Source organism: Tengunoibacter tsumagoiensis, assembly GCF_003967535.1.
Lineage (GTDB): Bacteria > Chloroflexota > Ktedonobacteria > Ktedonobacterales > Ktedonobacteraceae > Tengunoibacter > Tengunoibacter tsumagoiensis.
In genome coordinates this window covers 2,057,744-2,081,783 of sequence record NZ_BIFR01000002.1, presented here as the reverse complement: position 1 = coordinate 2,081,783, position 24,040 = coordinate 2,057,744, and the positions used below count along the sequence as shown (strand labels likewise).

The window sequence follows — 24,040 nt, the reverse complement described above, 5'->3', positions numbered from 1 at the left end:
TGAAACATATCCCAATCCTTTTTCTCTGGTTGAGCGTTATGTGTATCCTGGCCTGTAATGGGTATCGCTGTTTGATAGAAGGAACGTAGGAGCTTTATTCTAATACATCGCGGGGATACGTTTTTTTTGCCCGCGTACTCTCAGTCAGGTCGATCTCAGCGGTTACAAATGGATTTTGCCGAGATGTTGATGCAAGGACATCGCCGTCAGGGCTCACCACAACGCCTCGTCCAATGAACAGATCAGAGCTGACGCGATTAGAGGAGAGGGCAAAGGCTCCTGATGAGATAGCTGCCATGCGAATAGCGACCAGCCAACGTTCAAAATTGAGGCACGAGGCACGAGGAACAGCAACAATGTTTGCGCCTTGCTTTCCATAAGAGCGGGCGCGTTCGGTGAACATGACTTCAGTACAGATCAAGAAACCAGCTGCCACATCCTGAACATGAGCTAATGAGAAATCCTCTTCATTGCGATCGAACCAGATTTGTTCATAGAAATCTTCTTCATTTGGAAAATAATATTTATCGTGCACCCCTTGAAAGCCTGTCTGTGAACTCCAGATAAAGCCACGATTAAAATGGTGCCCATTTTCTGTTATAAGAGTTGTACCCAGCACGATGGCAGGTGCTAGATCAGACAACTGAGTCATCATCCTCTCATGTTCCTGCTGTACTTTACGCCAGATCTCAGCATCAAACTGCGGAGTTCTGGGAAACCAGGCCGAAAAAGGTAATTCTGGGAGTAAGACCAGCTCGCTTTTTTGCTCCTTTATATGCGTAATCAGATCCTTCCAGGCCGATGGAAAAGCCTCGCGTTCGTCTGGAAGTTCACACACGGTAACTTTCATTCTCTTTTTTACCAATCCTTTTCACAAATGATTTCATTCAGCTCTACAATATTGTATCTTCTCCGCGCAGTATCAAGCAAGCATTATAAAATAGAGCCTGCCTCAATCTATTGCCTTCATAAAGAGCCTGGGGTCTGTAAGTGTTTTGGAATTTACCAATGTGTAGCAATATCACGTAGTTCGATCACATCCTGCTCATTACTCCAGAGAGCTTCCATAATATCGTAGGCCCGAATAGCCTCTGTCAGACGGAGCTCGCTCTGGAGGGATTTAGAATGTTCGATACCAGATTTCCAGAGGCAGATTGATAAAGCCTTATCCTTCCTGGAATTGGGGAGTTTGAGTGAGGCAAGCGTCTGATAATTAAGAATCTCAATGCGCACGCGTTCAGACGAGATAGGGAGTTGTGGTTTGACTGTCCCCAGGGGGATAATCTTAGCAAAAGCATTCAACGCCTTCTCATGTTGTCCCAGGTAGTAATAAGTCAGCCCTTCATCTAACAGAGCTCCAGAAAGCCAGTGATAATCGCTATAAATAGGAGAAGCTTCATCGTTAGTTATAAAATAGGTATAAGCAAGCTCAAGAGCCTGGAGTGCTTTGACTTGTTGGCCTACTCTAGCCTGAAATTTAGCAAAGCCGCTCCAGATTGATCGCCTGGTCCTGGCTGAAATAGGCATCCTTGTATTGTTGAGGATAGAGAGCGCTGCACTGGCTGTAGAGGTGGCCTGTTTATATTGTCGATTGCATGAGTAGATCCACATGAGACGTTTTAAAATAATGAGTTGTAGCTCAATATCTTCACTTTCAATGCTATATTCAAATGCTTGTTCAGCATAGTGCACAGAAGATAGTATGCCTTCCCTGTGTATGCCAAGCGTTGCGAGCAATAAAAGGGCTTCAGCCAGCAGATGAGCGGCAACTTTTCGCTGTGATGAGGAGTCTTTTACAATCGAGCGTAGCGGGTGGAGATACGAGATAAGCGTTTGAGCTGCCAGTGTAATCTCATCATAGCCGCCCTGTCCCAGTTCATGGCAGAGAGCGATTCCCCTGGTAATGAGAGGTAAAAGAGCTTCAGAAGACGTATATGACGTCTGCCTGGAGGGTTGGGGGGACGTTTGGAGGGAGGCCAATTGAGTCAGGGTTTCGCGTCGATTCAACTTTTTTGTGGTATCCATATCATTTGATCTCCCACCATAGTGTTTTTTTATTGCGGCAGAAAGGCATCCTTCTGCTCTCTACATCTCGTCTCTGCAATACTTCTGCGGTCTATCTGTATAACATACGGATGATTACCAATGGGCAGTCATCTCCTGAAGTTCGATGATATCGGCATCATCGCCCCAGAGCGCCTCCATAATATCGTAAGCGCGGATCGCTTCCTGAAAACGCTGTTCACTCTGGAGCAATTTAGAGCCTTGAATGCCTGCTTTCCACAATCTGATAGAGAGCTCTTTATCTTTTCGTTTCTGGGGAAGCTTAAGAGACGTCAGGGTCATATTATTAAGTAATTCGACGCGAATGCGTTCTGACGACACTTTTGCAGTAGGAGTCAGCGTGTTGAGCGAGATTGCCTGGGTATAGGTGTTGAATGCTTTCTCATACCAGCCCAGATGATAATAAGTGAGACCCTCATCCAGATAAGCTGTTGACTGGTTGTGATCATTATAAACAGGCCCTGTTTTTGTCCGACAGGTATGAGCCGCTTCAATAGCGGTAAGCGCCTGTTCTTTCTGCCCGGTTTGAGCTTGAAATTTAGCAATACCACCATAGGTTGACCATTGAATGGGAGTAGGCACAGGTTTATGTGTTGTTTTCAAAATGTGCTCAGACAGAACGGCCTGAGTGGAAGCTTGTGTATACTGGCGATTACAGGAATAGATCCAGGCTAGACGTTTGAGAGCGACAAGCTGTAGAGGTGGATCATCGCTTTCTTTGCTATACTGCACTGCTTGTTCTGCGATCGGAATTGCTGATTGGGAACCTGACTGATGAATATTCAATGTTGAGAGGAGGAGAAGATTCTGCGTAATGAGATGAGCAGCATCTTTGCGATGTTCTGCTGACTCTCTAATAATAGTTTTCAAAGGAGCAAGATAAGAAGAAAGGGTCTGTATCGCCAGCGTAATATCTTCATGACCTCCCTGACTTAAGTAGCTACAGGCGGTCACCGCTGCTGCAATCTGTGGTAATAGCTCAGCAGCTTTATAACTTTTTTCAATTCCATGAGAATCGAATCCAAATGCAAGGAGGGGGAGAGCCGCCAGGCGTGTCAAGGCTTCGCGCCGATCGATCTGATAAGTTGTGTCTGTATCCATTGTCGTGTCCATCTCTTTTACCGTGTTTGTGATACGATCTTGTAGTAGACCAAGATCGGTAAGGGTATGGTGTGCGATGACCAGGGCCATGAGCCGTGTCGTGATGTCGAGTTGAAAGCGCTGTAAGGTTGGGGGAAGCGGAAAGAGGACCTGATCTTTTATCTTCTCCTGAGAAAGAGAAGCAAAGCTATGCTGTAAGTCAAGTTCAGCAGCTGTTTTATGATACACTTCGCAGATGCGTCGAATATTATAGGGACGAGGAGTTGTGATACCCCGCTCCCATCTAGATAATGTTGGTGCATTCGTCTCTAATTTTTGGGCAGCTTCTTCCTGTGTCCAATGCCGCTCCTGGCGCGCTAAAATTAAATGTGTCCTCTCCATGCGCCAAACCTCCCCAAAATATGCTTTTTTTTAACAACAGGCCATTGGAAAATCCTGGCTTATTATAACTTGAAATGTCTGTTCTGTCGAAAAATATCAAGCGACCAGGTAAAATCAGGTATTCATAGATATTTGATCTTTATGACATACATTTCAAATAGAAAAAATTACTTGCCTATTGCAAGTGTTTTCAGGAGATAAAAAGCTGTTTTGTATGGTTAAGAATGACAAGTAAATGCAAATTAGTTCTATTGCAGTTCTCCTGTTCTGTTAAATTTTTAATTGTTTAACCTTTGTAAGAAAAAGAGATGAATAAATGCTTATTGTATGACAAGTGAAAAGGGGAATTTCATGCTAAACTCAAGATGGTCGTCACGATACTGCTCTTCTGTCCACCAGAGCAAGCGATACGGAAATGGTGATGGTTGAAGATGCTACCAACTCACTATCGCCATCTCCTTTATTTGTGTTAATAAGATAGAGAGTTAACTTCTTTATAGTGCCATTTATCAGTCATTATAAATAGGGGGTGTGTACTATGCTTGGAGCACAAGAACAGCGAAGTGAGGTTGCGAGACTTCTGGCTCAGATCAGAGAAGAGTATGAAGCTGGTCAGAGAGGTCTGATCGGGTTAGCATATGGATCTGCTCAACATGATTTTATTACGCAAAAAATGGAGAACATGGGAGTGCTGCATAACCAGCTCCAATCAATTGTTGGTGATATTGCCATCGCCATGGTCTCTGATGAGCTAAAAAAGGCTCCTTAGGGGCATTTCGACGGTGTAAGGGCTGAAAGCCTCCAACGAGCTTAAAAAAAATTCCTGAGATGTACAAGGGTCCAACTAGAGGTAGATGGCAAGAGTCACCTGAGATTTATCATCGATTGATGCGTTTTTTATGAGAAAGCTCATCAAATGGGGTCTACTCCTGCGCAGTCGGTAAGACAACTGCGTATCTTGCTGAGAGAGGAATAGTATGGAAAAGGACCTGCATCAATATATTGTCGATGCCTATAATTTCTCGCTTCATAGTACCGTTATGGAGATTGGTGGGGAACATGGCAGTCTGTTACAGACGATTGTCCAGAGCTACCCCTCCGTTCATGGTATTCTTGTGACGAGAGCGTCAGATTTTGGTGAAAGCACAATAGAGGGATTTGAGGAGGCCATTGGTCATTGCCAATCAATTAGCAGTGATTATCTACAGTATGTTCCTTATCTAGAACGTAGCGGAGTGGCTATTGTCCAGATGCTTCTTCGTTATTGGAGTGATAAGGATGCAAGAAAGATTCTTCACACCCTGCGTGCTGCCTCCCAGACAGGGGCAACGCTTCTTGTCATTGAGCAGTTTATGACTTCTTCTGATAGCGATCAGCTCCCCTTTCAGCAACAAGGTGTATTGACGGAGAGCGTTAAACAAAACTATTTCCTTTTATTAGAAGAGGCTGACTTTGCTGTTCAACGTATAATTCCAACCAATTCGCCGCTGAGCATCATTGTTGGAAAGGCTGTGTAGTCTGGTTGCTATTCGAGGCGTATTGGTTTCTGTCAGTGATGACTGTGTCATGAACGTGGCTCTTCTGGTAATGAGCCATTGCGGGCCTTTAGAAGGTACTATCAAGCATGCTGCTCTCTTCTAAATGCCCGTTTTGCGTCTCTGAGTGGTGTAAGTTTTCTGTCGTTCCATGCGGTTGAACGTTTGTCGTCTGTTTGAGCAATGCAACGATTGCTATCGATGAAACAGTTAGTGCCTGTGACTGTTATGATTGTTTATGGTGCTGAGTGATCGATAGGGAGACCCATAAGGTAGGCATCAATAAATTCACCGTGGATAGACATATCACGAGTGATCATCCCCTCTTTAGTAAAGCCATACTTCTCATAGAGTGAGATGGCAGCATCATTGTCGACACGGACGCGCAGATTGATCTTACGAATTGTCCTGGTCTGCTTTGCCCAATCGATCAGGTAGGCAAGCAGGTGGCTGCCAATACCGATGTGCCAGTATTTGCGTCGTACAGAGATCCCAAATTCGCCAGCATGCTGGAGGCGGGGGCGTTTGCTCGTGTTGAATGTAAGCATACCAGCTATCTCATCTGAGACCTCAGCGATAAGGACAAGCTGCGTTGGCGAGGCGATAGACTGGTCAATAAATGTTATTTTTTCATCAATGTTGATCCCAAACTCACCCGGGCCAAACGGGATATTCTCACTTTCGCCACCGATTTCATTAAAAAAGGCCAGGATCTGTTCCGCGTCGGAGCGTTCGGCAGAGCGGATTGTGAGTGGAAGATTATTTTTAAGCGTCCTGTACTGTATCATAGAGGTTCCTTTTGTTCTTCCCACTAAACTCCTCATTCGTGGTTCTGGTGAGCTGCATCCTCTTTCATAAGGTTTTAATGTGGAGACCATCGAGACCTGTCATCAATGGCCTGTTCCAAGCTGGCTGAGACATGCATCTCTGTTATGCAAGGGTGGGGGATAGAACGATAACCGGGATCGTTCGATTTGTGCGTTTCTGATAGCCAACAAATTGTTTGTAGTTTTGTTCGATGATCGACCAGAGCCGAGCGCGATGATCGCCTTCTGCCTCACGAGCAGTGACGGAAAGTATGTTTGCTCCCACCTGAATTTTTGCCTGTGGATTGCTTTTGAGATTGAGCCACCAGGTGGGATGTTTGGCAGAGCCTCCAGCAGATGCAATGATAATGAATGTCTCTCCGTCATTGAAGTAAAAAAGAGGGGTATCGCGTTCAACTCCACTTTTACGACCTGTGGTGGTTAGTATCAGTAGATGGGGTCCACCACCAATTTTCCCATTTGTGCGCCGATAGAGAGAGACATGCGCCTTCATTCCAAAGCGAGCCAGATTTTTTAGCAGGCTGCCAGAAGATTTTTTGTGTGTATTTGAATCTTGAATTGACATGCTAGTACTCCTTATTGCTCTGTTGATTAACTATTAATGATCTATGCGGATACCCACTCGTTCAAATAGAGCCTGACATTGGCTGGCGGAATATTTCATCGGGAGCCGCCCCGGAGGGCCATGGGAGTCAGATCCAGCACTGACAAGCAGATCGTGTTGTTGAGCATAGGCTACATACGTTGCGACAAGTTCGGGGGCATGTGTGGGATAGTACGTTTCGATGCCATCAATGGGGACTTCAGCGCGGACCTGATCAAGGCGGTCTGTACTATAGTAGGTAAAGTCTGCTGGCTGAGTGAGACCTCGACCAGGATGCGCAATTAAGACGACCCCGCCACTGCGATGGACTGCTTCAACGGCTTCTGCCATCTCCACTTTGAATCTGCGATAGCCTGCATCAATAATGAGCTGTAAGCCAGCGGCCCGATCGGAGACATATCCATGTTTAATCAGCAGGTATGCACAATCACCAGCCACACGCAACTCTCCATTGCGGGCTTTTAGCAGCTCCTGTTGATTGGGAAAACGATATCCGCGGCGAATAAGCTCCGCATGTACCTCTTCCGCATTTGCCTTCTGGCCCAGCCGGACGCGTTCGGTAACGGCCAGAATATGTTCGTTGTGAGGATCAAACCCATAGCAGAGAAGATCAGCCATCATTCCTTGCCATTGAGCACTGATCTCAACACCCGCCAGGACCTGAATCTGTCTGGCGTGACCCAGATCCTGGATCAGTGGAATACTCTGAACATAATCATGATCGGTCACAGCCACTAAGCTAAAATGCTCACTTGCCAGATGATCTAAGAGCGCTTCTGCTGACCAGCGCCCATCACTATAGGTTGTATGCATATGTAAATCAATAGGGGCATCTGAGGCTAACGTAATTGGCATTGAGAGGTTCCTTCTGGTATAGCTAGTGAAAAATAGCACCATTTGTGATTGTATTTTATCACAATGATTGAGCACTTCTCCGCCAGTTGTCTTCTTCAGCTAATCGAAGAGGATAGTGTGTCCTGAGCGAACCTCAGCAGTAGAGCTCCAACTGGACATTGGTGGAGTGGTATCGCGTACAACGGGCCTGTGCAGTGAGTTATCGATGATAGTGTGCTTTGAGAAATTGTTTTGTCTCTGTCTCGTATATTGCTGTAACCTTGTTTTTCGATTGGTCGTGTAACCATAGAACATCAAGCTAATTCTTTTTGGTGAAAAATCTGTAGGGTCAATCATCCACACGTCTATTCTGTTCAATGAACGATGTCCCAGACTAACGGCAACGGACCATTCCAACTCATCGGCGATAAGAAGAGCTGCTGCATTCTGGATGTTTCATTGCAAAGGAGCTCTTTCCATTATGACTCAGGCGACCTTACCACAACAATTCTCACCCTCGGCTCACGGTAATGAGCGAGGCGAGCAACCAATCAAAGCCTTTGTACGCAAGTTTACAGGTGATTGGTCAATGCAACTCTCGGCTGCTTTAGCGTATAATCTCTTGCTTTCGATCTTTCCGCTCTTTGTTGCGTTGCTTTCGTTATTGGGGGTTGTTTTAAGTCTGTCGGGAGGGAATGCGACTGCATTTTTGACTGACACGTTGACGCGAAGTTTTCCACATCTTCCAGGAGTCGATCCTGCAAACATGATTAAAGCGGTACAGAATTATCTGGGTCAAGCGACAGGTATTCTGGGGATAATTGCAGTTGTGAGTGCTCTGGTGTTTGGCTCGCGGTTGTTTGTGCTGCTTGAAGGTTGTTTCTCGATCATTTACCATGTCCGTCCACGAACACTCATTCGGCAGAATATCATGGCGATTTTTATGGTCTTGCTGTTTGTCGTTCTCATTCCAATTATGGTCGCTATTTCAAGTCTGCCAACATTGGCATTTTCATTGCTCAAGCAGACTTTTTTAGGACAGGTCCCGTTCCTCGCTACCGTCGCTAGCGTAGTTGGAGGGATACTGGCAGCCTTTATTCTGTTTGAGACCATCTATCTGGTTGTGCCCAATCAGAAGATTCGGTTACAGCATAGCTGGTTAGGAGCTCTTGTAGCGGCTATTGCCCTGGAGATCTACCTTTCGCTGTTCCCATTGTATGCCACACATTTTCTAGGTAATGCAGCTGGCGCAGTTGGCTTTACATTGATCTTGCTTGTCTTCTTCTTCTATTTTGCCGTCATTATGATTCTCGGTGCTGAGGTCAACGCATTTGTCTCTGAACATGTTCAGCCGTTACCTAATGACCTGGCGAGCTTTGTCAGCACTATAGGGGGAATTATAAACCAGGATCAGCCTGAAACTGAGTCTGATGCACATGTCAACACGAATCCTACAGAGCAGGCTGATAGAGAACATATTCAAGATGCGGTGGGTCAGGGAAGTTTTCACAAGCAGCAACCATCAGCGCAGAGCTCTGCTTCTCCTCGTATGGAGCACGCGAGTCATGAGCCTGAAAAGGTGACAGGCAAACAGACGAAAGTGAAAATTATCAGGCGAACGTATCCGGCGCGTAGCATCACCATGCTTGAAGTGGGCATTGGATCTGTGCTGGCTTTCGGCCTTCAACTTTTTAGATTGCCCAGACGTAAAGTCAGAGCTCATTGAGTATACAAGGCTGCTCCAACGTTCTCAGGATCAAACATGCCCTGATCTTTTCTGGTCTGACCCATGCCAGGATTTTGCAGATCTAGCAAAATCTTGTGCAATGGGGAGGCAGTACAACCTCTTCTTCTCATCAAGGCAGGGTCAATCATGCCCTTCTCCCTGTTTGGTTCGTTCTATGATATAGTGTGGATAAGCAGAGAGAATTGTACGTGCAATTATGCAAGTGTTGCTCTCTGACCAGGGTCTCTGCTCACTTAGTAGAGTGATAGCAGATTGTGAAAAATGGGGGCAATGTACAATTATTATCTTACATTATGGTCGTGCTTACCTCTTGTCTTGTGCAGCAGTCTGTAAAACCCCTGGAAAAGCATTGCAGCTTACGGCACATATCCTCTTATCAATCCTCATAGGTGCTAGCTATTAAAAGTTAGTTTGGGACAATAAGGGATATCGCCAACTATATGTTAGTGAAAGGTGGACGTTTCTTATGTTATTGGCAGGCGATATTGGGGGAACCAAGACGAACTTGGCGGTTTTCTCATCGAAGGATGAGCTTCGTAAACCACTGTATGCAAAAAAATTTCCAAGTGCGCAATATACGACCCTGGCAGCCCTGGTAACTGATTTTTTATCTGAGGTGGACCTTCCGATTGATCGTGCCGTATTTGGTGTGGCGGGGCCGGTGCTTGAAGGGAAAGCCAAGATTACCAATCTGCCCTGGGTCATGGAAGAGAATCAGCTTCAGAGCGCACTAAAAATTCCCACTATTCGCTTAATCAATGATTTAGCTGCAACAGCTCAATCAATCCCAGCGTTGGAACCTGCTGATCTCCATACCTTGAATGCAGGTGAGCCAATGAAAAATGGAACTATGTCAGTCGTTGCTCCAGGTACAGGGTTGGGGGAAGCTTTTCTGGTCTGGGACGGTTCAAAATATGCTATTTATCCCTCAGAAGGAGGTCATGCAGATTTTGCTCCTACAAACGCTTTCGAGGTTGGCCTCCTGGTCTATATGTTAGAGCGCTTGCCACATGTGAGCTATGAGCATGTCTGTTCAGGTATTGGTCTTCCCAATATTTATGCATATATCAAAGAGTCTGGTATGTTTGTTGAGCCAGAATGGTTGAGTGAGAAGCTTGCCAATGCGGCCGATCGCACCCCGGTCATTGCAGATGGTGCCATGGCAGCCGAGCCAGCTCCGATCTGTATGGCTGCGTTGAAATCTTTTGCCGCGATTTTAGGAGCTGAAGCAGGCAATATGGCAATCAAGGTTCTTTCGACAGGCGGTGTTTATCTAGGTGGTGGTATTCCTCCCCGCATTTTACCTTTTCTGGAGAGTGATGATTTTATGCGAGCTTTCCGCAATAAAGGGCGCTTCTCTAATATGTTAGGGAATGTGCCTGTTCATGTTATTTTGCGTCCAGACGCTGGCCTTATTGGAGCAGCAGCTTATGGTTTTAACATGCTTTAAGCAGAAAAATAGCTACTGTGTATCCTGCCTCTCAGAAATAAGAGGCAGGATAATTTTTTGTGTCCCTGGAAGTCTGCTCCAGGTAGGAGAGTCTATGAAGTTTGAAGTTAGCAAAAATGTTTCAGCATTGTTATAGCGTGGTCTGAGGGACAATCTCGTCGATAGCTTTGAGCTCATCTGCGCTGAACTCAAGATTTTGGAGTGCCGCGACGTTCTCTTCAATCTGCTCAATTTTAGACGCACCGAGCACCAGACTTGTGATGGCAGGGAGACGCAGGCACCATGCAAGTGCCATTTGAGCCAGCGATTGACCACGTTCACGAGCAATAGCGTTAAGGCGACGAACCTTCGCAAGTTTCTCGCTACTGACGACATCCTCAATGCGTTCTTTATGCCAGAGAGCAGAGGCCCGGGAATCCTCTGGAAGTTCGGTTCCAAGATACTTATCGGTAAGCTGGCCTTTTGCCAATGGACTAAAAGCGATCACGCCAATACCATTGCGCTCGGTATGATCAAAGAGTTCGTATTCGCAGCGCCGTTCAAACATATGATAGCGTGGCTGATGAATAGTGATAGGCGTCAGGCCCATTTGTCGAGTAATCTGCACTGCCTGCTCGACATGGGCTCCAGGGAAATTACTGACACCTATATAGAGCGCCTTCCCCTGACGGACAATCAAGTCCAACGCGGCCATTGTCTCTTCTAAAGGCGTTTCGGGATCAGGGCGGTGGGCATAAAAAATGTCAACATACTCTAATTGGAGCCGTTGTAGTGATTGATCAAGGCTGGCGACCAGATTCTTTTTTGAGAGCCACTCTCCATAGGGTCCGGGCCACATGCGATAGCCAGCCTTGGTTGAGACAATAATCTCATCGCGCGGCATATCTTTGAGGATCTGACCAATAATTGACTCAGCGGTACCTGGCGGTCGTCCATAGTTATTGGCCAGATCAAAATGGGTGATGCCTAGATCAAAGGCGCGATAGAGACAGGAGCGGGTAGCCTCGGCATCGCGATAGCCGCCAAAAGTCTCGTGAGCTCCCAGAGAGATAGCTGGTAGCATCAGACCAGAGCGACCACAACGCCGATAAAGCATTGAATCATAGCGGTTCTGCGCAAATGTCATGGTTTTCCTACCTTTTGTTATCCAACCATTTAAGAGAAGCGCAAATAGACAGTGTCGATAAGTCTTCTGTTTTCAGCATACGACCCGTGACAAATCCTCTTCATGAGAAGATTCGTCACGGGTCGTATGCTAAATGTATGGCGAAAAACTGCTAGGGTTGAGGCGCAATCGCATCGATAGCTTTAACCTCTTCAGCGCTAAACGCCAGATTGTTGAGAGCGGCAACATTCTCTTCAATCTGTTCAACCTTCGAGGCACCAATAAGTACGCTGGTAACAGCTGGGAAGTGGAGATTCCAGGCCAGCGCCATTTGAGCCAGGGACTGACCGCGTTCTCTGGCAATTGCATTCAAGCGTTGTAGCTTGTCAACAGTCGCAGCATCTACAACATCGTTCTTATTCTCTTTCCCCCACCATTGTGCGGCGCGAGAATCGCCAGGAACGCTGTCGAGATATTTATCACTTAAGAGGCCCTGAGCAAGCGGGCTATAAGTGATGACACCTGTACCATTGTTTACAGTATGCTCAAAGAGATCTTTTTCGGCCCATCTTCCAAACAAATTGTAGTAAGGCTGATGGATCGTAATCGGACTTAAACCCATACGTTGAGCGACCTGAACTGCCTGAACATATTGAGGTCCCGAGAAGTTGCTGACGCCGACATAGAGCGCCTTCCCTTGCTTCACGATCAGATCCAGCGCGGCCATTGTCTCTTCTAATGGTGTCTCAGGATCGGGTCGATGAGCATAGAAGATATCGACGTACTCCAGTCCCAGGCGTTTGAGCGATTGATCAAGGCTTGAGACCAGATATTTTTTCGAGAGCCATTCACCATAAGGACCAGGCCACATGTAAAAGCCAGCCTTCGTAGAAATAATGAGCTCATCGCGTGGCATATCTTTGAGAACCTTGCCAACAACAACCTCAGCATTTCCAGCCGGGCGACCATAGTTATTGGCGAGATCAAAATGGGTGATACCCAGATCGAAGGCGCGATAGAGGCAGGCGCGAGCAACCTCTTCTCCACGATACCCACCAAACGTCTCCCAGGCGCCGAGCGAAATAGCTGGAAGCTTCAGACCTGAGCGCCCACTACGGCGATAGGTCATGGAGTCATAGCGATCATCGGCAAACGTATGAGTTGTTAATTCTGACACAGTAGAGCATTCCCTTTTTAATCGAAATTTTTGTAAAAGTAATTATTTTTCTAGGGGTTGGGTATTACCAATTACCAGTGATTTTTTAACAGCAGCGGTTGGAGCAGCCCAGCGAACGCTATTGCTGATCACACGCTGAATTTCAGGGTTATGGTAAGTTGGGATGGTCTCATGACCAGGGCGGAAATAGAAGATGCGGCCTTGACCACGGGTATAACAGCAACCGCTACGGAAGACCTCACCACCGCTAAACCAGCTCACAAAGACCAGCGTCTCAGGCTCAGGAATGCCAAATGGCTCACCATACATCTCTTCATGTTCAAGTTCGATGTAATCGCCAATACCCTCAGTAATCGGGTGCCCATGAGCTATGACCCAGAGGCGCTCGTGATCATCAGCCTCACGCCATTTGAGATCACACTCGGTCCCAAGGAGGCGGCGGAAAATCTTCGAATAGTGTGCCGAGTGGAGGGCAACCAATCCCATTCCTGCTAAGACACGCTTCTGTACACGATCTACGATCTCATCGCGAACCTCGCCATGAGCCATATGTCCCCACCAGATCAGAACATCTGTATTGTCCAACACTTCCTGGGTAAGGCCATGTTCTGGCTCGTCGAGCGTAGCCGTACGAACGCTATAGCCTTCCTCTTTTCCCAAAGCGTTAGCCAGAGTACCATGAATCCCCTCAGGGTAGACCTTCGCTACAACTTCTGAGTGACGTTCGTGGCGATATTCATTCCAGATCGTAACGCGTATAGGTGCTGTCATAAGAAGCCTCATTTCTCGCTAGAAAAAGCCCTTCATCGGGCCTTTTTTTATAGAACGTTGAGCGCTTACCCGTCATTTGTGGCAGCGTAAGCGAATATGTGGTACCCTCAACTCTATCTGGACTAGTCCAGAGATCGAAAAGAATACCTTCTGCTTCATTGTAGCACGAGATCTATTAAATTGGAATAAATCTATTGGATGTGCCAGGCTTTTCCGAAGCCTCCCCTGTGCTTGCTCAAGTGTAGGATGGGATGGTAGAAGCTGAGAAAACAGAGCAACATGTGATATACTGCCTTTAACACAAAAATACTATGCAGAGAGAGCTTTCGCAGGAATACTCAAATATCGTCTGTCTGTTTTATGCAGTATTTAAAGAAATAGTATGGACCTGATGAAAGATATTTTCTTGCGAAGGAAGCACTGTAGAGCGAAAGGATCTATCCATGGCCAAAAAGAAACGGTCCTCTTCATCGGTGAGCCAGCACGTGGCCTCTCCCGTGAAGAGCGACCTGACCGAAGCAGAGAGCTCAGGCTCCAGGGGAGCTACCACCACCTTGTCCAAGTCTCCCCGGCCCGTTGCTGCGGTTGCACCAAAGAGCGCATCTGCGGCGAGGGCGCAGTCAAAAAACTCTTCATCCTCACTCCAATCTCGGCGTCGGTATGTTAAAAAGAATCTCTGGTATAAGAATCCTGTCTGGTATATTGTTGCAGCATTAATCCTGGCAACAGCTGTCATTATCGTCTTTGCCTATCAATTCAACCATCCCCAAATGAAGGCTACTATAGGCGGGACAGATGCGACGCTTCTTCATCAGATCACTTCCGTTAATTCCCAGGTATTTACTAATGTCGGCAATGGCGGAATCCAGAATTCCTTTCAGCCAACCGCCGCTGGTTCGTCCCCATTGACCGGGCCCAATGGTAAGCCAGAAATTTTCTTTTTTGGTGCTGAGTTCTGCCCCTTTTGTGCCGCTGAACGCTGGCCGTTGGTGATTGCATTAAGTAAGTTTGGCACATTCAAAGAATTGCATCAGACCGCATCTTCAAGTACTGATTCATCTCCAAATACGGCAACGTTTACCTTTGTCGATAGTAAATACAGCAGTGATTATGTCGATTTTGTCCCCGTTGAGGCAGAAAATCGGGATCAAGGAGCATTGCAGACTCCAGGTCCGAATGAGCAAGCAATTATCACAAAGTACAAAGTGAATGGTTTCCCTTTTATTGATATTGCTGAGCAATTTACCGACTCCGCTCCCATCTTCAACCCTGATGTGTTAGCAGGATATTCACAACGTGATATTGCAAGCAAGTTAACCAATGCTGATGATGAGGTCACCAAGAATATCATTGGATCTGCTAATCTCTTCACAGCCGCCATCTGTTTAGCGACAGATAACAAGCCAAGCGAGGTATGTACCAACTCTACAATCTCCGCAATTGAGAAATCGTTGAAACCAGGCGCATTCCATGGAACAGGGAATAGTCTGGCTCTCACCACTACTAGCCCCATCTGGACCTCTCGTCGCGAGGGTAATAAAGCAGCATAAATAGTGTCAAAACGGATATGATGCTAATCGCTGTTTCCGGCATAATTGGTGCATTTAGTAAAATAAAAGGGCAATGATAGAACTCTTTTGAGCCGCTTCTTACATTGAACGGACCTTTTATTTACTAAATGCACCAATTAAAGTTGCTCAGGCTCTTTCTTGTTGAAGACTCCTCAGGACTACAGACCTCTTCGCGGGATCAATGCACAGCTCGTTTTTGTTGCCAGTGATGCGAACCGAGGAAAGACCGTGTCAATTCGCAAAAATTTGAGCAGCAAACGTACTGAGAGACGCAGAGAGAGCCGCGCTTCGGCAGCCTTCCTCATACGCAAAAGGAATATCTTTTCCAGCTCCCAGAGCATCATAGAAGCCGCGAGAAAATTCTCGTGCCGCCTGATCTCCTACAGGTCCGTTCATAGCAATCACATAAGGGATAGTCGTCATAAGCTTTGCTTGCATTGATGAATAACAAGCACTGAGGACGACGCAATGAAGATGATCTTTATACGCTTCAAAGAGCTTTGCCAGAGCCAGCGGTGGGACAGAGATCTGCTGACCCTGTTCATTTACCAGGATCAGGCCCTCACCGGTGCCATGGCCTGAGATATGAATAATATGAAACGTATCATTTAAGAGTGCCCTTCGTAAATCATGGATAGTTGAATCGGGACACGTTTGGATGGCGATATTATCGCGATATCTACTTAATTGAATTGCTTCTTTGATTGCACGCTCATCTGCTGCGAGTCGTAAGTGTGGTAGAGAGGTTGGGTCAGATTGTACGAAGAGAACGTTTGTTTTGGGTGGCATAATAAACCTCCTTGGGGGGAGACGGAAAATTGTGTGTGCAGTTTGCGCATCGACGAGATAGCGTAAGCGTCCAGTCTCTTCCATGGACTCTCTTTTATTTCCCCATGGTCGCCAACAGAGCATCTGAAGACTTTGTTGAAGAGCCTGTTTTTCGGCAGGGTGGTCTGGATACTGAATAACGGCCTTGACCTCCTCATCTTGTGCCCCGCTTACCTCTTGCCTGATCGCCTCTGCCATATGTCGTGCCTGTTGTTGAGACGTTGCGGCAACAGCGACTCGGAGTAGAAAAGGATGATGTAAATTTGCTGCGAGATAGTGATAGGCCTGTGCAGCCCGCTGACCATATTTCCCTACCTGCCTGAGAAACTGTTGCGTTGCCGGGGAAGACACACGGGTAAGAAGCATCTCCTCAGCAGGCGTCAGTCGTGTTGGTTCAAGATAGATACTGAGCAGACTTGTCTGGGGGGTAAGCAGCTTGAGATAGATCTGTTCGATCGTACGAGCTTTCCAGGGAATAGTTGCATACGTCTCTTGCGTCATACGATTTGCGTCGATATAAAAAATCTCTTCAAAGCGGCGAACTTCTGCCTGAAAAGGGAGGTGCTGGCTCCGTAAAAAGTGTTCGAACTGCGTTTCGGTGGTAATGCTCTGTAAAGGATAGCCCTGACTTGTAAAGAGTTGTTGAATATGTTGAATCAGATGGTGACAATCGGCATGAAATTGCTGAAGCGAGGCCTGGAAAACGTGTATGCGGCAGAGAAGACCAACCTCTAACTCGGCAGACGCTGTCTTGAGGAAACGGAGATCCAGCCCAACAACTCCACTTTGCCAGAGCATACGAAGTAAGTGGATCTGTTCGGCTGGATTGGCAGGAGCCTGCTGTCCCTTCACATTCTCGTGTAAGGCAGAGAAAAGAGGGAGCGAGAAGCCGAACAATGCCCATTGTTCGGCGCTTCCAGGTATCTGTGTAAAACGAATGAATGGCGCCATAATGGAAAGCTTCATCGCCTTTCTTTAAATAAAGCGGCGTATCTGTGAAGGAGCCTGATAGCCTTGACTGGGTGGCACAATCTTATCTGCATCAAGATTGAGTTGTTTGAGCGAAGAGCGAATCACATCGTCGGTGACCTGTTCCAGAAGAGCGATATCGTCGCGCTGGAACTCACTTAACCGATTGGGTCGAAGCAATTCCCAAAAATCTTTTTCAAGAACCCAGGAACGGATAGAACGTGCAATCCCGACAAGAATAATCATGAAAAAGGGATTAGTAACGATTGCTAAAAAAATAAATGGGATTACGAATAGAGGGGCAAGACTGGTGAATGAAGACGTATTTCCATATTGAGAACTCGTGTTTCCATTGGTACTGGCACTTCCGACAAATAAGAGTGAGAAGATACCAAAGACAAGGAAGACCGCAGGTAATGATGCCAGTCCGCAAAGTGCAGCAATAATGATGCGAAGCGTACTGATAGCTGGCTTCACCACCGTCGCACGCGAGATATAAAGATCGCGGCCAGCGGAGGTGGCATAGACAAAGATGGTAGGAAGTTTTCTTTTCAAGCGAATAAATTCGCGTTCCTCTGTAATCAGACTCTGGTCTTTCAAACGTTCAGTAATCTGTTGTAATTCTGGAGCCATCCCCGTCTGAGAGAAGAGTAGATTGACCGTTTTGATCGTCTCATTTAACTGAGCACTGGCACCTGGGAGGAGCCAGGATTGATGCTGAATGACATGCCCATGGCCTGCAAACGCGCGTCGGATACCAAGTTCGGTGAGGGATAAAGAAGCGGTGGGATGTTGATTTGCCAGGCCCGGTGCTGGCTGTTGCTGTATACCAGTCTGTTGACCAGGCCGAAACTGTCCAGCTGGGGGCGGAAATGAATATTGTGCATCAGGATTAGGAGAAGAATAAGTAAAGGCATTTTGAGGCCCATTATTCGCGCTAACTGGCAAGCGTGTTCCACACTGTTTACAGAACACGGTTCCATCCAAATTTTCTTGTGAGCATTGCTGGCAATACAAAGGCATAACAAAATTCTCCTTAAGTATAGAAAGTACTGAGGATAAACTTTTTTGAATGAGTATAGCCTTAAATCTGATAATCCTTTTTATGATGCCAGTGGGGTAACCCGTCACATGCTATAATTCTAAATCATAATATAATATTTTTTCAATGTTATATGACTTTTGGCCAGGAAAAGTTTTTAGTTTTGGAAATATACTGATAGATAGCAGATTTATTTTGATGAAAAGATCTGAAGCTGGATAGAACAGAAGGTAGAGGCAAAATAGATCTCTCTGAGGCAGATATGTCTTGAATGCACAAAGAAAGCATAGGAAGAGATTTTTTGCCTGCTTGCGAAAAGAGCAAAAATCTCTTCCTAATAATAGAGCGAATAGTCTTATTTACCCTATAACTGCGTACCCTATCGTATACGTACCAGGATTAGAATTATTTGTGCTACAGATGCTAAAGCCGGTCGTTTTTACAGTATTGATATACCAGACTGGTGAGACTGAACTACTGGTAGCGCCCTGTAAAGTGAGCAAAACGACTGGAGGTGTTGAATAAGGTACCGCAAAAGTGACAACGAGTAGTTCGCCACTTGTAGAACCAGATGTAAACGTCACGACCCCGCGGATATCATTGCCGTTGACATTAGCTTTAAAAAAAGTGCTATTGTTATTGGAGCCCTTGCTGACTTGTGGTGCATGAGTACTGCCTGCAATAAAGTGTCGATTGCTCTGGACGTCAAGTTCGGCAAGTGCTGAGCCGATGATCTGAACAGGTGCCAGATCTAAAATCCCGCCGTTAACATACGTCTGATAGATATAGCCCACGTTATCAACGCGGTTCCCAAAGACAATCACATGATTGGGGACATTCTGGGAGCTCAGATTCTGAATCACAATGCCAACCGAGTAATCCATGGGTCGACTGGATTGATAATTGCCAATGACAATATTATTGGAGGCAATGATGCGCGTATTCTCATTTTTAGGACTATCGCTTTGAAAGTCTGCTGAGAGGCAGAGATGCTGATAATGGACATTCTGATTCTCTGAACAGTAAATGACATTGCTCGTAAGAACCGTTCCGCGTACCCCAGAATTGCAGGTAACCCCAATACCAGTATAGTAATAAGGACTGGATGTAAAGGGAAAGGCTGGTCCGTTGCCATAGCCATCCACCTCATTCTCGAGCAACGTCGTTGCAAAGGCCTGATAGACCTGGATGCCATTTTCAGCGCCGCCATAGACATGATTTCCTGCCAAAAACCAGCCAGCTCCGTTATTGAGCCGAATGCAGTCGCTCCCTGAATAGAGCGCGCTTCCACTATCGCCATCCACTATACAATCTCGTATATACCCATCGGTACAAGAGCCAGTTGCACCAGAGACCAGCAGTCCATAGTAGCCAAAGCCCTCAATAATACAATCTTCAATGCGATTTTCCACAGAAGTATTGGTCAAACCACTCCCATTTTGCGACATACTGGCCACAATAATGCCGCATCCGGAGACATTAAACACAAAACATTGACGAATTGTCGAACGATAGCCCATCAGAATAATCCCATTATTGACACCATAGGCATTGCTTGTTGAATGAGGTTCATCTTTCCATTGAACCCGCGTAGAATTTTTGTATGAATTGCCATCGAAACTCATATGCTCAATCGTAATAGCCTCAGCAGTATAAGGACTATTCGAGAGATATTCAAAAGAGGCAAACAGAGCGGGCAGATTAGCCCCGGAGGCCTGTTTCATAATAGTGCCATTGGGGCCCGTTGAATTATTCGCACCCACATAGCGCTGACCAAACTTAAGCGCAATCGTGGAAGTTAGTTGATAGACCCCTGCTGGAAAGTAGATGAGAGCTCCATGGGGCGAACTATCAATGACAGCCTGGATACCTTTATCCGCAGGAGTTGAGCCGGATAGATCGATGGGGTGATTGAGCGAGCTAGCAGCAGTAACAACATTGATAATAGGATTTTCAGACAGCGTGGCCATAAGACATCCCTCCAACCTCAACAAGCCAGTAGGAAACGAATATTTGTTTCTAGAGCAGTATTTTTTACGGTAGATAGGAAGTGAGAATAAGATCTACTCTCATGCTACAGATGAACAACTCTTGTATTTCAATTGTCCTACACATCTACGCGATAACAAAGGATTGGATTGAGGAATAAAGTGAGGTAGAGTACAAAGAAAATCACCTTATTAGAACAATTTAAGTGAAATTGTTTTTATACTTCGTTGAAAGTATGTAATAATTTTTTTATTTTGTCAAGTGCATATTTTTAAGAGGGCTTCTTCTAATCGTTGTTTATAACCTTTTTGTGTGTGCTGGCTATAACTAGATAGAATTGGAGAGAATGGTCCTGTCAACTATAAAAGATCATCTTTTAAAGAAAGAGTCAAAGGGGTATCAAAAAAGAACCAGGAACTTTTTGTCCCCTTTTGACTCGGAAGAATTAGCGCATTAATCCAAAGCTATGTTGTAGTGTTTGTGCAAAGATAGCTACGGAAGCAAAGCGATCATGTGGCCTTTTGGCCAGTGCGCAGAGAAGCACGTTATTGACTGCTGGTGGAAGTTGAGGGTTAAAAACGCTGGGGGCTTGAGGTTGCATCGTAAGATGCATCTGCTTCACAATCCGCTCAGCATTGCCTTGAAAGGGAGGGCGACCAGTAAAAAGTTCATAGGCGATAGCGGCTAACCCATACTGATCGGAGGCTGGCTGAACCTGTCCTTCCCATCGTTCAGGTGCGACATATAAATACGCATCGGAGGAATTTGCGACGAACGAGCCATCCTGTCCTGCAAAATCAGCTATAGCCACCTGTAAATTTTCTATCTGGCTCTCGTTGTGCAAGACAAGAATATTAGACATCTTAAAGTTCTGATAGAGAACGTGGTGCTCATGAGCGTACTGTATCGCATCAGCTAACTGAACAATTAAAGGAACGAGCTGTCGCGCGTGGAAGTTTCTTATGCCGCCATGATGAGTGATCCAATGTTTTAAAGACCGTTCAGCACAATAAGGCATCGTTTTATAGATAAAAGGAGAGCCACTGACATAGGATTTGCCATGATTTAAGATAGGAAAGATATGTGGATGTTTTAGCTTGTCAAGAATCTCTGCCTCTTGTTCAAAGATGTTTAATTCATCAAACTGGAGCTCTAAAGTATCAATGGAAAGAAAATCAGTCTGGACAGCCTTAATTGCACAAGTTTGTTCACGTAAACGATCATAAATAGTGTAGACGTTGCTATAGGTACTTCCACCAATAAGTGCATCGATCTGATAACGGCCCAGACTTTGCCCAACTAAAGAAACCTTTTCGCGTTTTTTCTGCTCTTGAGGAGGAGGCAGTTTACGGGTTGTAGTGGGAGGTATACGCTGCTCTGGAAATGGAACTTGCTGAATTGTGCTGTCGGGAACACTGCGTGTTACGTGTGAAGGTGGCGGAGGATTCCAGACGAACGGACCTGTCGAGGTGTTTGGCGTTGTCAGAATAGGCAGTGGTTGCGTTGGTGTAGTTGCTAAAGTGTTCTTCTCACCACTCAAAGGGACCGTATTTGTTCGGGGGGTGACTGAAGAATCCTTTTTTTGTTGCAGAGGATTAGGAAAGGTAAAGGTACCAAAAGAGTTTTCGTCTGCTCTAGATGGCGTCCCAGAAAAGGCATCCGAGAAGGCATTTGGCAGAGGTGGGGCGGAAACATAGTCTGGAAAAGGGATAGCTTCTGGCGTAAGTGGCCCTGTACTTGAAGACTTGCCAGAAACTGATTGCATCGGAGAATGAAAGAGATCGGTATCTGAAGGCCTGCTAGAAGGTTGCTGTATAGTAGGATTAAAGGGATCAGTGTTCGACGGCCTGCCCGGAGCTGGTTGAGCAAAAGAAGGGAGTTGAGACGACCTGCCAGGATCCTGTTGTAGAAAGGAAGAGCCAGTCTGAAAAGCTCTTGTAGAGGCTTGTGGTGGAGCGGGGAAGGTCGTATTTTGAGTTAAAAGAGGCCCTCCAATTCCCGTCTGGGTAGAGGGCTGGGATTGACCGCTAGTAAGTCGAATAATAGGCGCTTCCCACTCGTATTTTTGCATGACTTGTTGTAAAAGGCGCAAGAGAAAAAAACGTTTTGAATCATCTTCTTGCCCCAGGATAATCGCAAAAGGTATTAAACTGCCTTGTAGATATAATGTAAAAGCATCCAGCGCATCAACGACAGTCACAGGTCGATATCCAGTAGTGAGAAGTAAATTTTCTATATAATGTCCGCGATGCTGCTGCTTATCAATAATGAGTACTGTTAAAGCCTGACGGATCTGCATTTTTTGAAACGTGGGGCTGGCCGCATGTTGATTTAATCTTTGTTGCAACAATTTAAGAAGAGCATTGAGCATCTGTTCAGGTTGTTCGAAAGAAAACGGAATCTCGTGAGTGACAGTATTCATGATAAGCTTTCTCCACCTTTAGTCCTCCTAACCAATGTTGCTACCGAGAGGACGCAATTATCAAAGACAGAATGAAGACTTCTTGACCCCTGTTATCTATATATAACGAATGAAACTTGTTCTATAACGAGCAAAATTTGAATACTGTGTAATAATATTTATGTATTTATGGTTGATAATATATAGAAATAACTATCGTCGTTATCTCATATATATCTATCTACTCTATAGAGGCGTCGCATGGCAGGGATGTGCGCATCAGTGCGCGAGTATGCGGAGAGTAGGACAGAAGTCATGGGATTTGTTGTAAATAGTAACATACACAAGATGTTGTTGGCAAGAGTTTTTTACATGTGGAGAGAATAAGAAGAGAATGCGCTGTTCATCATTTTAGTATGGCAAAGATGAACAGCGCCAGGGAATTTGATCTGTATTTTGCTGCTTTTAAGTAACTGGAGCGTATGCTGTGGAAGAAGCATCTTCTGCCGCGAGCCTGGTCAGATACCAACCAAGAGCAACGAGCAGAGCAATCTCCGGTACATCCTGACTATTGGGAGTAAGCTCAACGCGAGCCCCTCGTTTTTGTTGGATGAGTAGCACATCTTCACTGGTGAACCAGCCCCAGGTACTACGCCAGAAGCTCATGGATTGCCACTTATACTCACGTCCATCAGGGAAAAGAACAGTGGCTTTGCCGCTGATGCCTCCTTTAATAGTGGCGACCTCCGCCTGCGTCTGAGGATCTAGTATAAAAAATTTTTTCCTGAAGCCTCGCCGATCAAGTAACCAGCGATTCTCATCTGCTTCGACCAGGGCCTGGTTGCCTGCATATCCCTGGCGATGAATATGTAAAACGATTGTGTCCTGGGTGTGAAGCTCATAATCAGGCTTGAGAAATTTAGGATGTCGCCACTGAAGCTCTTGACCGATATAGTTGCGAAGATTGTCCATAAACCCTCTCCTTTCACCGTTTAGAAGCACTTAATGTGGAAGAATCAGGATCACTACGACACTAATGAGAATAGCTAATAGAAGGAGTAGCCCTAGTGGTAGGAGAATAATGGTGAGCGCTTTACCGCTTGTAAGATCATGTATGCCTTTGAGAGCAAAGAAGACAAGGACAAGGCTATACAGATGTGGAAGATAGGGAAGCCAGTTCGTGGTTGCTGGAATCAACTGTAGCAGTGAACTGAGAAGAACCATAGGCACTCCGATCAGTACAAGGGCATACGTCTGTTGCAGATAGCTTCCTGTCCCTTTAAACGCTTTAGCTAGACCAAACAGAATCGCACTGGATACGAGGAAGGAGATGGGAGTTACAATAAAAGTAACTATTGCTGAAGTAATAATCGTCACAGATTTCGCAGTTTCTGCATTCATACCAGCCACTGCACTGACCTGAGGAGGAGTGATAAAGCTTGAGATGACAAAGAGAACAGTACTGATAATGCTCAGGAAGAGGAGTTGTAGCCAGATGCTCCCCCACCGAGCATTTAATTTTTCTGTCCGAAATGTCTGGCTGCCTGGATGAGTGATCACTTTCCAATAGCTCGCAATCAGTGTTGACCGCGTATGTTGTTGCGGCTGGGCTAGCTCGTTTTGCATCGTTAGGCTCCTTTGTAG

General features: G+C 45.9%; 20 protein-coding genes. 5 read left to right on the top strand and 15 right to left on the bottom strand.

Going from position 1 to position 24,040, the window contains the following annotated elements; genetic code table 11:
• Positions 1 to 94: 94 nt before the first annotated feature.
• The 3 genes from EL628_RS28430 to EL628_RS28420 form a co-directional block, all read right to left on the bottom strand.
• On the bottom strand, positions 95 to 850 hold the full coding sequence (locus EL628_RS28430; RefSeq protein ID WP_126583352.1) for a carbon-nitrogen hydrolase family protein: 756 nt from the start codon (positions 848 to 850) through the stop codon (positions 95 to 97).
• Between the two features lie 152 nt (positions 851 to 1,002).
• Positions 1,003 to 2,025: a hypothetical protein gene (locus EL628_RS28425; protein ID WP_126583351.1), complete on the bottom strand. Its 1,023-nt coding sequence runs from the start codon at positions 2,023 to 2,025 to the stop codon at positions 1,003 to 1,005.
• Between the two features lie 114 nt (positions 2,026 to 2,139).
• Positions 2,140 to 3,546 (bottom strand): helix-turn-helix domain-containing protein, encoded by a 1,407-nt coding sequence (locus EL628_RS28420; RefSeq protein ID WP_126583350.1) that lies wholly within the window; start codon positions 3,544 to 3,546, stop codon positions 2,140 to 2,142.
• Positions 3,547 to 4,084: 538 nt separating this feature from the next.
• On the opposite strand from EL628_RS28420, the gene EL628_RS28415 reads away from it, so the two are divergent.
• Together EL628_RS28415 and EL628_RS28410 are read left to right on the top strand one after the other, a co-directional pair.
• A complete protein-coding gene (locus tag EL628_RS28415) occupies positions 4,085 to 4,315 on the top strand; it encodes a hypothetical protein (protein WP_126583349.1) in 231 nt (76 codons plus the stop codon).
• A gap of 208 nt (positions 4,316 to 4,523) precedes the next feature.
• On the top strand, positions 4,524 to 5,063 hold the full coding sequence (locus EL628_RS28410) for a methyltransferase (protein ID WP_126583348.1): 540 nt from the start codon (positions 4,524 to 4,526) through the stop codon (positions 5,061 to 5,063).
• A gap of 254 nt (positions 5,064 to 5,317) precedes the next feature.
• Here EL628_RS28410 and EL628_RS28405 read toward each other — a convergent pair whose 3' ends face one another.
• The 3 genes from EL628_RS28405 to EL628_RS28395 form a co-directional block, all read right to left on the bottom strand.
• Positions 5,318 to 5,869: a GNAT family N-acetyltransferase gene (locus EL628_RS28405; protein ID WP_161975853.1), complete on the bottom strand. Its 552-nt coding sequence runs from the start codon at positions 5,867 to 5,869 to the stop codon at positions 5,318 to 5,320.
• A gap of 142 nt (positions 5,870 to 6,011) precedes the next feature.
• Positions 6,012 to 6,473, bottom strand: a complete 462-nt coding sequence (locus EL628_RS28400) for a nitroreductase family deazaflavin-dependent oxidoreductase (RefSeq protein ID WP_126583346.1) — start codon at positions 6,471 to 6,473, stop codon at positions 6,012 to 6,014.
• Positions 6,474 to 6,506: 33 nt separating this feature from the next.
• Positions 6,507 to 7,367: a PHP domain-containing protein gene (locus EL628_RS28395; RefSeq protein WP_126583345.1), complete on the bottom strand. Its 861-nt coding sequence runs from the start codon at positions 7,365 to 7,367 to the stop codon at positions 6,507 to 6,509.
• Positions 7,368 to 7,827: 460 nt separating this feature from the next.
• Between EL628_RS28395 and EL628_RS28390 the strand changes: the two genes are divergently transcribed.
• Positions 7,828 to 9,072 (top strand): YihY/virulence factor BrkB family protein, encoded by a 1,245-nt coding sequence (locus tag EL628_RS28390; protein ID WP_161975852.1) that lies wholly within the window; start codon positions 7,828 to 7,830, stop codon positions 9,070 to 9,072.
• A 487-nt stretch (positions 9,073 to 9,559) separates the two neighbouring features.
• Positions 9,560 to 10,543 (top strand): glucokinase, encoded by a 984-nt coding sequence (gene glk, locus EL628_RS28385; protein WP_126583343.1) that lies wholly within the window; start codon positions 9,560 to 9,562, stop codon positions 10,541 to 10,543.
• Positions 10,544 to 10,673: 130 nt separating this feature from the next.
• Here the strand turns inward: glk and EL628_RS28380 are convergent, their stop codons facing one another.
• From EL628_RS28380 to EL628_RS28370, 3 genes are all read right to left on the bottom strand, one after another.
• Complete coding sequence (locus tag EL628_RS28380) at positions 10,674 to 11,669, bottom strand: aldo/keto reductase (protein WP_126583342.1); 996 nt, start codon at positions 11,667 to 11,669, stop codon at positions 10,674 to 10,676.
• Between the two features lie 151 nt (positions 11,670 to 11,820).
• Complete coding sequence (locus EL628_RS28375; RefSeq protein WP_126583643.1) at positions 11,821 to 12,777, bottom strand: aldo/keto reductase; 957 nt, start codon at positions 12,775 to 12,777, stop codon at positions 11,821 to 11,823.
• A gap of 90 nt (positions 12,778 to 12,867) precedes the next feature.
• Entirely contained in the window at positions 12,868 to 13,596 is a 729-nt protein-coding gene (locus EL628_RS28370; RefSeq protein ID WP_126583341.1) for a ThuA domain-containing protein, read from the bottom strand.
• 443 nt (positions 13,597 to 14,039) lie between these two features.
• Between EL628_RS28370 and EL628_RS28365 the strand changes: the two genes are divergently transcribed.
• Positions 14,040 to 15,146 (top strand): DUF929 family protein, encoded by a 1,107-nt coding sequence (locus EL628_RS28365; RefSeq protein WP_126583340.1) that lies wholly within the window; start codon positions 14,040 to 14,042, stop codon positions 15,144 to 15,146.
• Between the two features lie 252 nt (positions 15,147 to 15,398).
• Here EL628_RS28365 and EL628_RS28360 read toward each other — a convergent pair whose 3' ends face one another.
• From EL628_RS28360 to EL628_RS28335, 6 genes are all read right to left on the bottom strand, one after another.
• Entirely contained in the window at positions 15,399 to 16,946 is a 1,548-nt protein-coding gene (locus EL628_RS28360; protein WP_161975851.1) for a CHAT domain-containing protein, read from the bottom strand.
• A gap of 24 nt (positions 16,947 to 16,970) precedes the next feature.
• Positions 16,971 to 17,987, bottom strand: coding sequence for a zinc ribbon domain-containing protein (locus tag EL628_RS28355; protein ID WP_126583338.1), 1,017 nt, complete (start codon positions 17,985 to 17,987; stop codon positions 16,971 to 16,973).
• Between the two features lie 378 nt (positions 17,988 to 18,365).
• Positions 18,366 to 19,976 (bottom strand): glycosyl hydrolase family 28-related protein, encoded by a 1,611-nt coding sequence (locus EL628_RS28350; RefSeq protein WP_126583337.1) that lies wholly within the window; start codon positions 19,974 to 19,976, stop codon positions 18,366 to 18,368.
• 464 nt (positions 19,977 to 20,440) lie between these two features.
• Positions 20,441 to 22,417, bottom strand: a complete 1,977-nt coding sequence (locus tag EL628_RS28345; protein ID WP_126583336.1) for a serine/threonine-protein kinase — start codon at positions 22,415 to 22,417, stop codon at positions 20,441 to 20,443.
• 444 nt (positions 22,418 to 22,861) lie between these two features.
• Positions 22,862 to 23,368 carry a hypothetical protein gene (locus EL628_RS28340; RefSeq protein WP_126583335.1) on the bottom strand — a complete coding sequence of 169 codons (507 nt, stop codon included), beginning with the start codon at positions 23,366 to 23,368 and terminating at the stop codon, positions 22,862 to 22,864.
• Positions 23,369 to 23,398: 30 nt separating this feature from the next.
• Positions 23,399 to 24,022, bottom strand: coding sequence for a Yip1 family protein (locus EL628_RS28335; RefSeq protein ID WP_126583334.1), 624 nt, complete (start codon positions 24,020 to 24,022; stop codon positions 23,399 to 23,401).
• Between the last annotated feature and the right edge of the window lie 18 nt (positions 24,023 to 24,040).

What these genes read in the sequence shown, in the direction of transcription:
- EL628_RS28345 (WP_126583336.1), bottom strand. Translation starts at nt 22,417, where the DNA reads ATGAATACTGTCACTCACGAGATTCCGTTTTCTTTCGAACAACCTGAA.
- EL628_RS28415 (WP_126583349.1), top strand. Translation starts at nt 4,085, where the DNA reads ATGCTTGGAGCACAAGAACAGCGAAGTGAGGTTGCGAGACTTCTGGCT.
- EL628_RS28425 (WP_126583351.1), bottom strand. Translation starts at nt 2,025, where the DNA reads ATGGATACCACAAAAAAGTTGAATCGACGCGAAACCCTGACTCAATTG.
- EL628_RS28420 (WP_126583350.1), bottom strand. Translation starts at nt 3,546, where the DNA reads ATGGAGAGGACACATTTAATTTTAGCGCGCCAGGAGCGGCATTGGACA.
- EL628_RS28380 (WP_126583342.1), bottom strand. Translation starts at nt 11,669, where the DNA reads ATGACATTTGCGCAGAACCGCTATGATTCAATGCTTTATCGGCGTTGT.
- EL628_RS28335 (WP_126583334.1), bottom strand. Translation starts at nt 24,022, where the DNA reads ATGCAAAACGAGCTAGCCCAGCCGCAACAACATACGCGGTCAACACTG.
- EL628_RS28355 (WP_126583338.1), bottom strand. Translation starts at nt 17,987, where the DNA reads ATGCCTTTGTATTGCCAGCAATGCTCACAAGAAAATTTGGATGGAACC.
- EL628_RS28340 (WP_126583335.1), bottom strand. Translation starts at nt 23,368, where the DNA reads ATGGACAATCTTCGCAACTATATCGGTCAAGAGCTTCAGTGGCGACAT.
- EL628_RS28350 (WP_126583337.1), bottom strand. Translation starts at nt 19,976, where the DNA reads ATGGCCACGCTGTCTGAAAATCCTATTATCAATGTTGTTACTGCTGCT.
- EL628_RS28405 (WP_161975853.1), bottom strand. Translation starts at nt 5,869, where the DNA reads ATGATACAGTACAGGACGCTTAAAAATAATCTTCCACTCACAATCCGC.
- glk (WP_126583343.1), top strand. Translation starts at nt 9,560, where the DNA reads ATGTTATTGGCAGGCGATATTGGGGGAACCAAGACGAACTTGGCGGTT.
- EL628_RS28400 (WP_126583346.1), bottom strand. Translation starts at nt 6,473, where the DNA reads ATGTCAATTCAAGATTCAAATACACACAAAAAATCTTCTGGCAGCCTG.
- EL628_RS28360 (WP_161975851.1), bottom strand. Translation starts at nt 16,946, where the DNA reads ATGGCGCCATTCATTCGTTTTACACAGATACCTGGAAGCGCCGAACAA.
- EL628_RS28395 (WP_126583345.1), bottom strand. Translation starts at nt 7,367, where the DNA reads ATGCCAATTACGTTAGCCTCAGATGCCCCTATTGATTTACATATGCAT.
- EL628_RS28375 (WP_126583643.1), bottom strand. Translation starts at nt 12,777, where the DNA reads ATGACCTATCGCCGTAGTGGGCGCTCAGGTCTGAAGCTTCCAGCTATT.
- EL628_RS28430 (WP_126583352.1), bottom strand. Translation starts at nt 850, where the DNA reads ATGAAAGTTACCGTGTGTGAACTTCCAGACGAACGCGAGGCTTTTCCA.
- EL628_RS28370 (WP_126583341.1), bottom strand. Translation starts at nt 13,596, where the DNA reads ATGACAGCACCTATACGCGTTACGATCTGGAATGAATATCGCCACGAA.
- EL628_RS28390 (WP_161975852.1), top strand. Translation starts at nt 7,828, where the DNA reads ATGACTCAGGCGACCTTACCACAACAATTCTCACCCTCGGCTCACGGT.
- EL628_RS28365 (WP_126583340.1), top strand. Translation starts at nt 14,040, where the DNA reads ATGGCCAAAAAGAAACGGTCCTCTTCATCGGTGAGCCAGCACGTGGCC.
- EL628_RS28410 (WP_126583348.1), top strand. Translation starts at nt 4,524, where the DNA reads ATGGAAAAGGACCTGCATCAATATATTGTCGATGCCTATAATTTCTCG.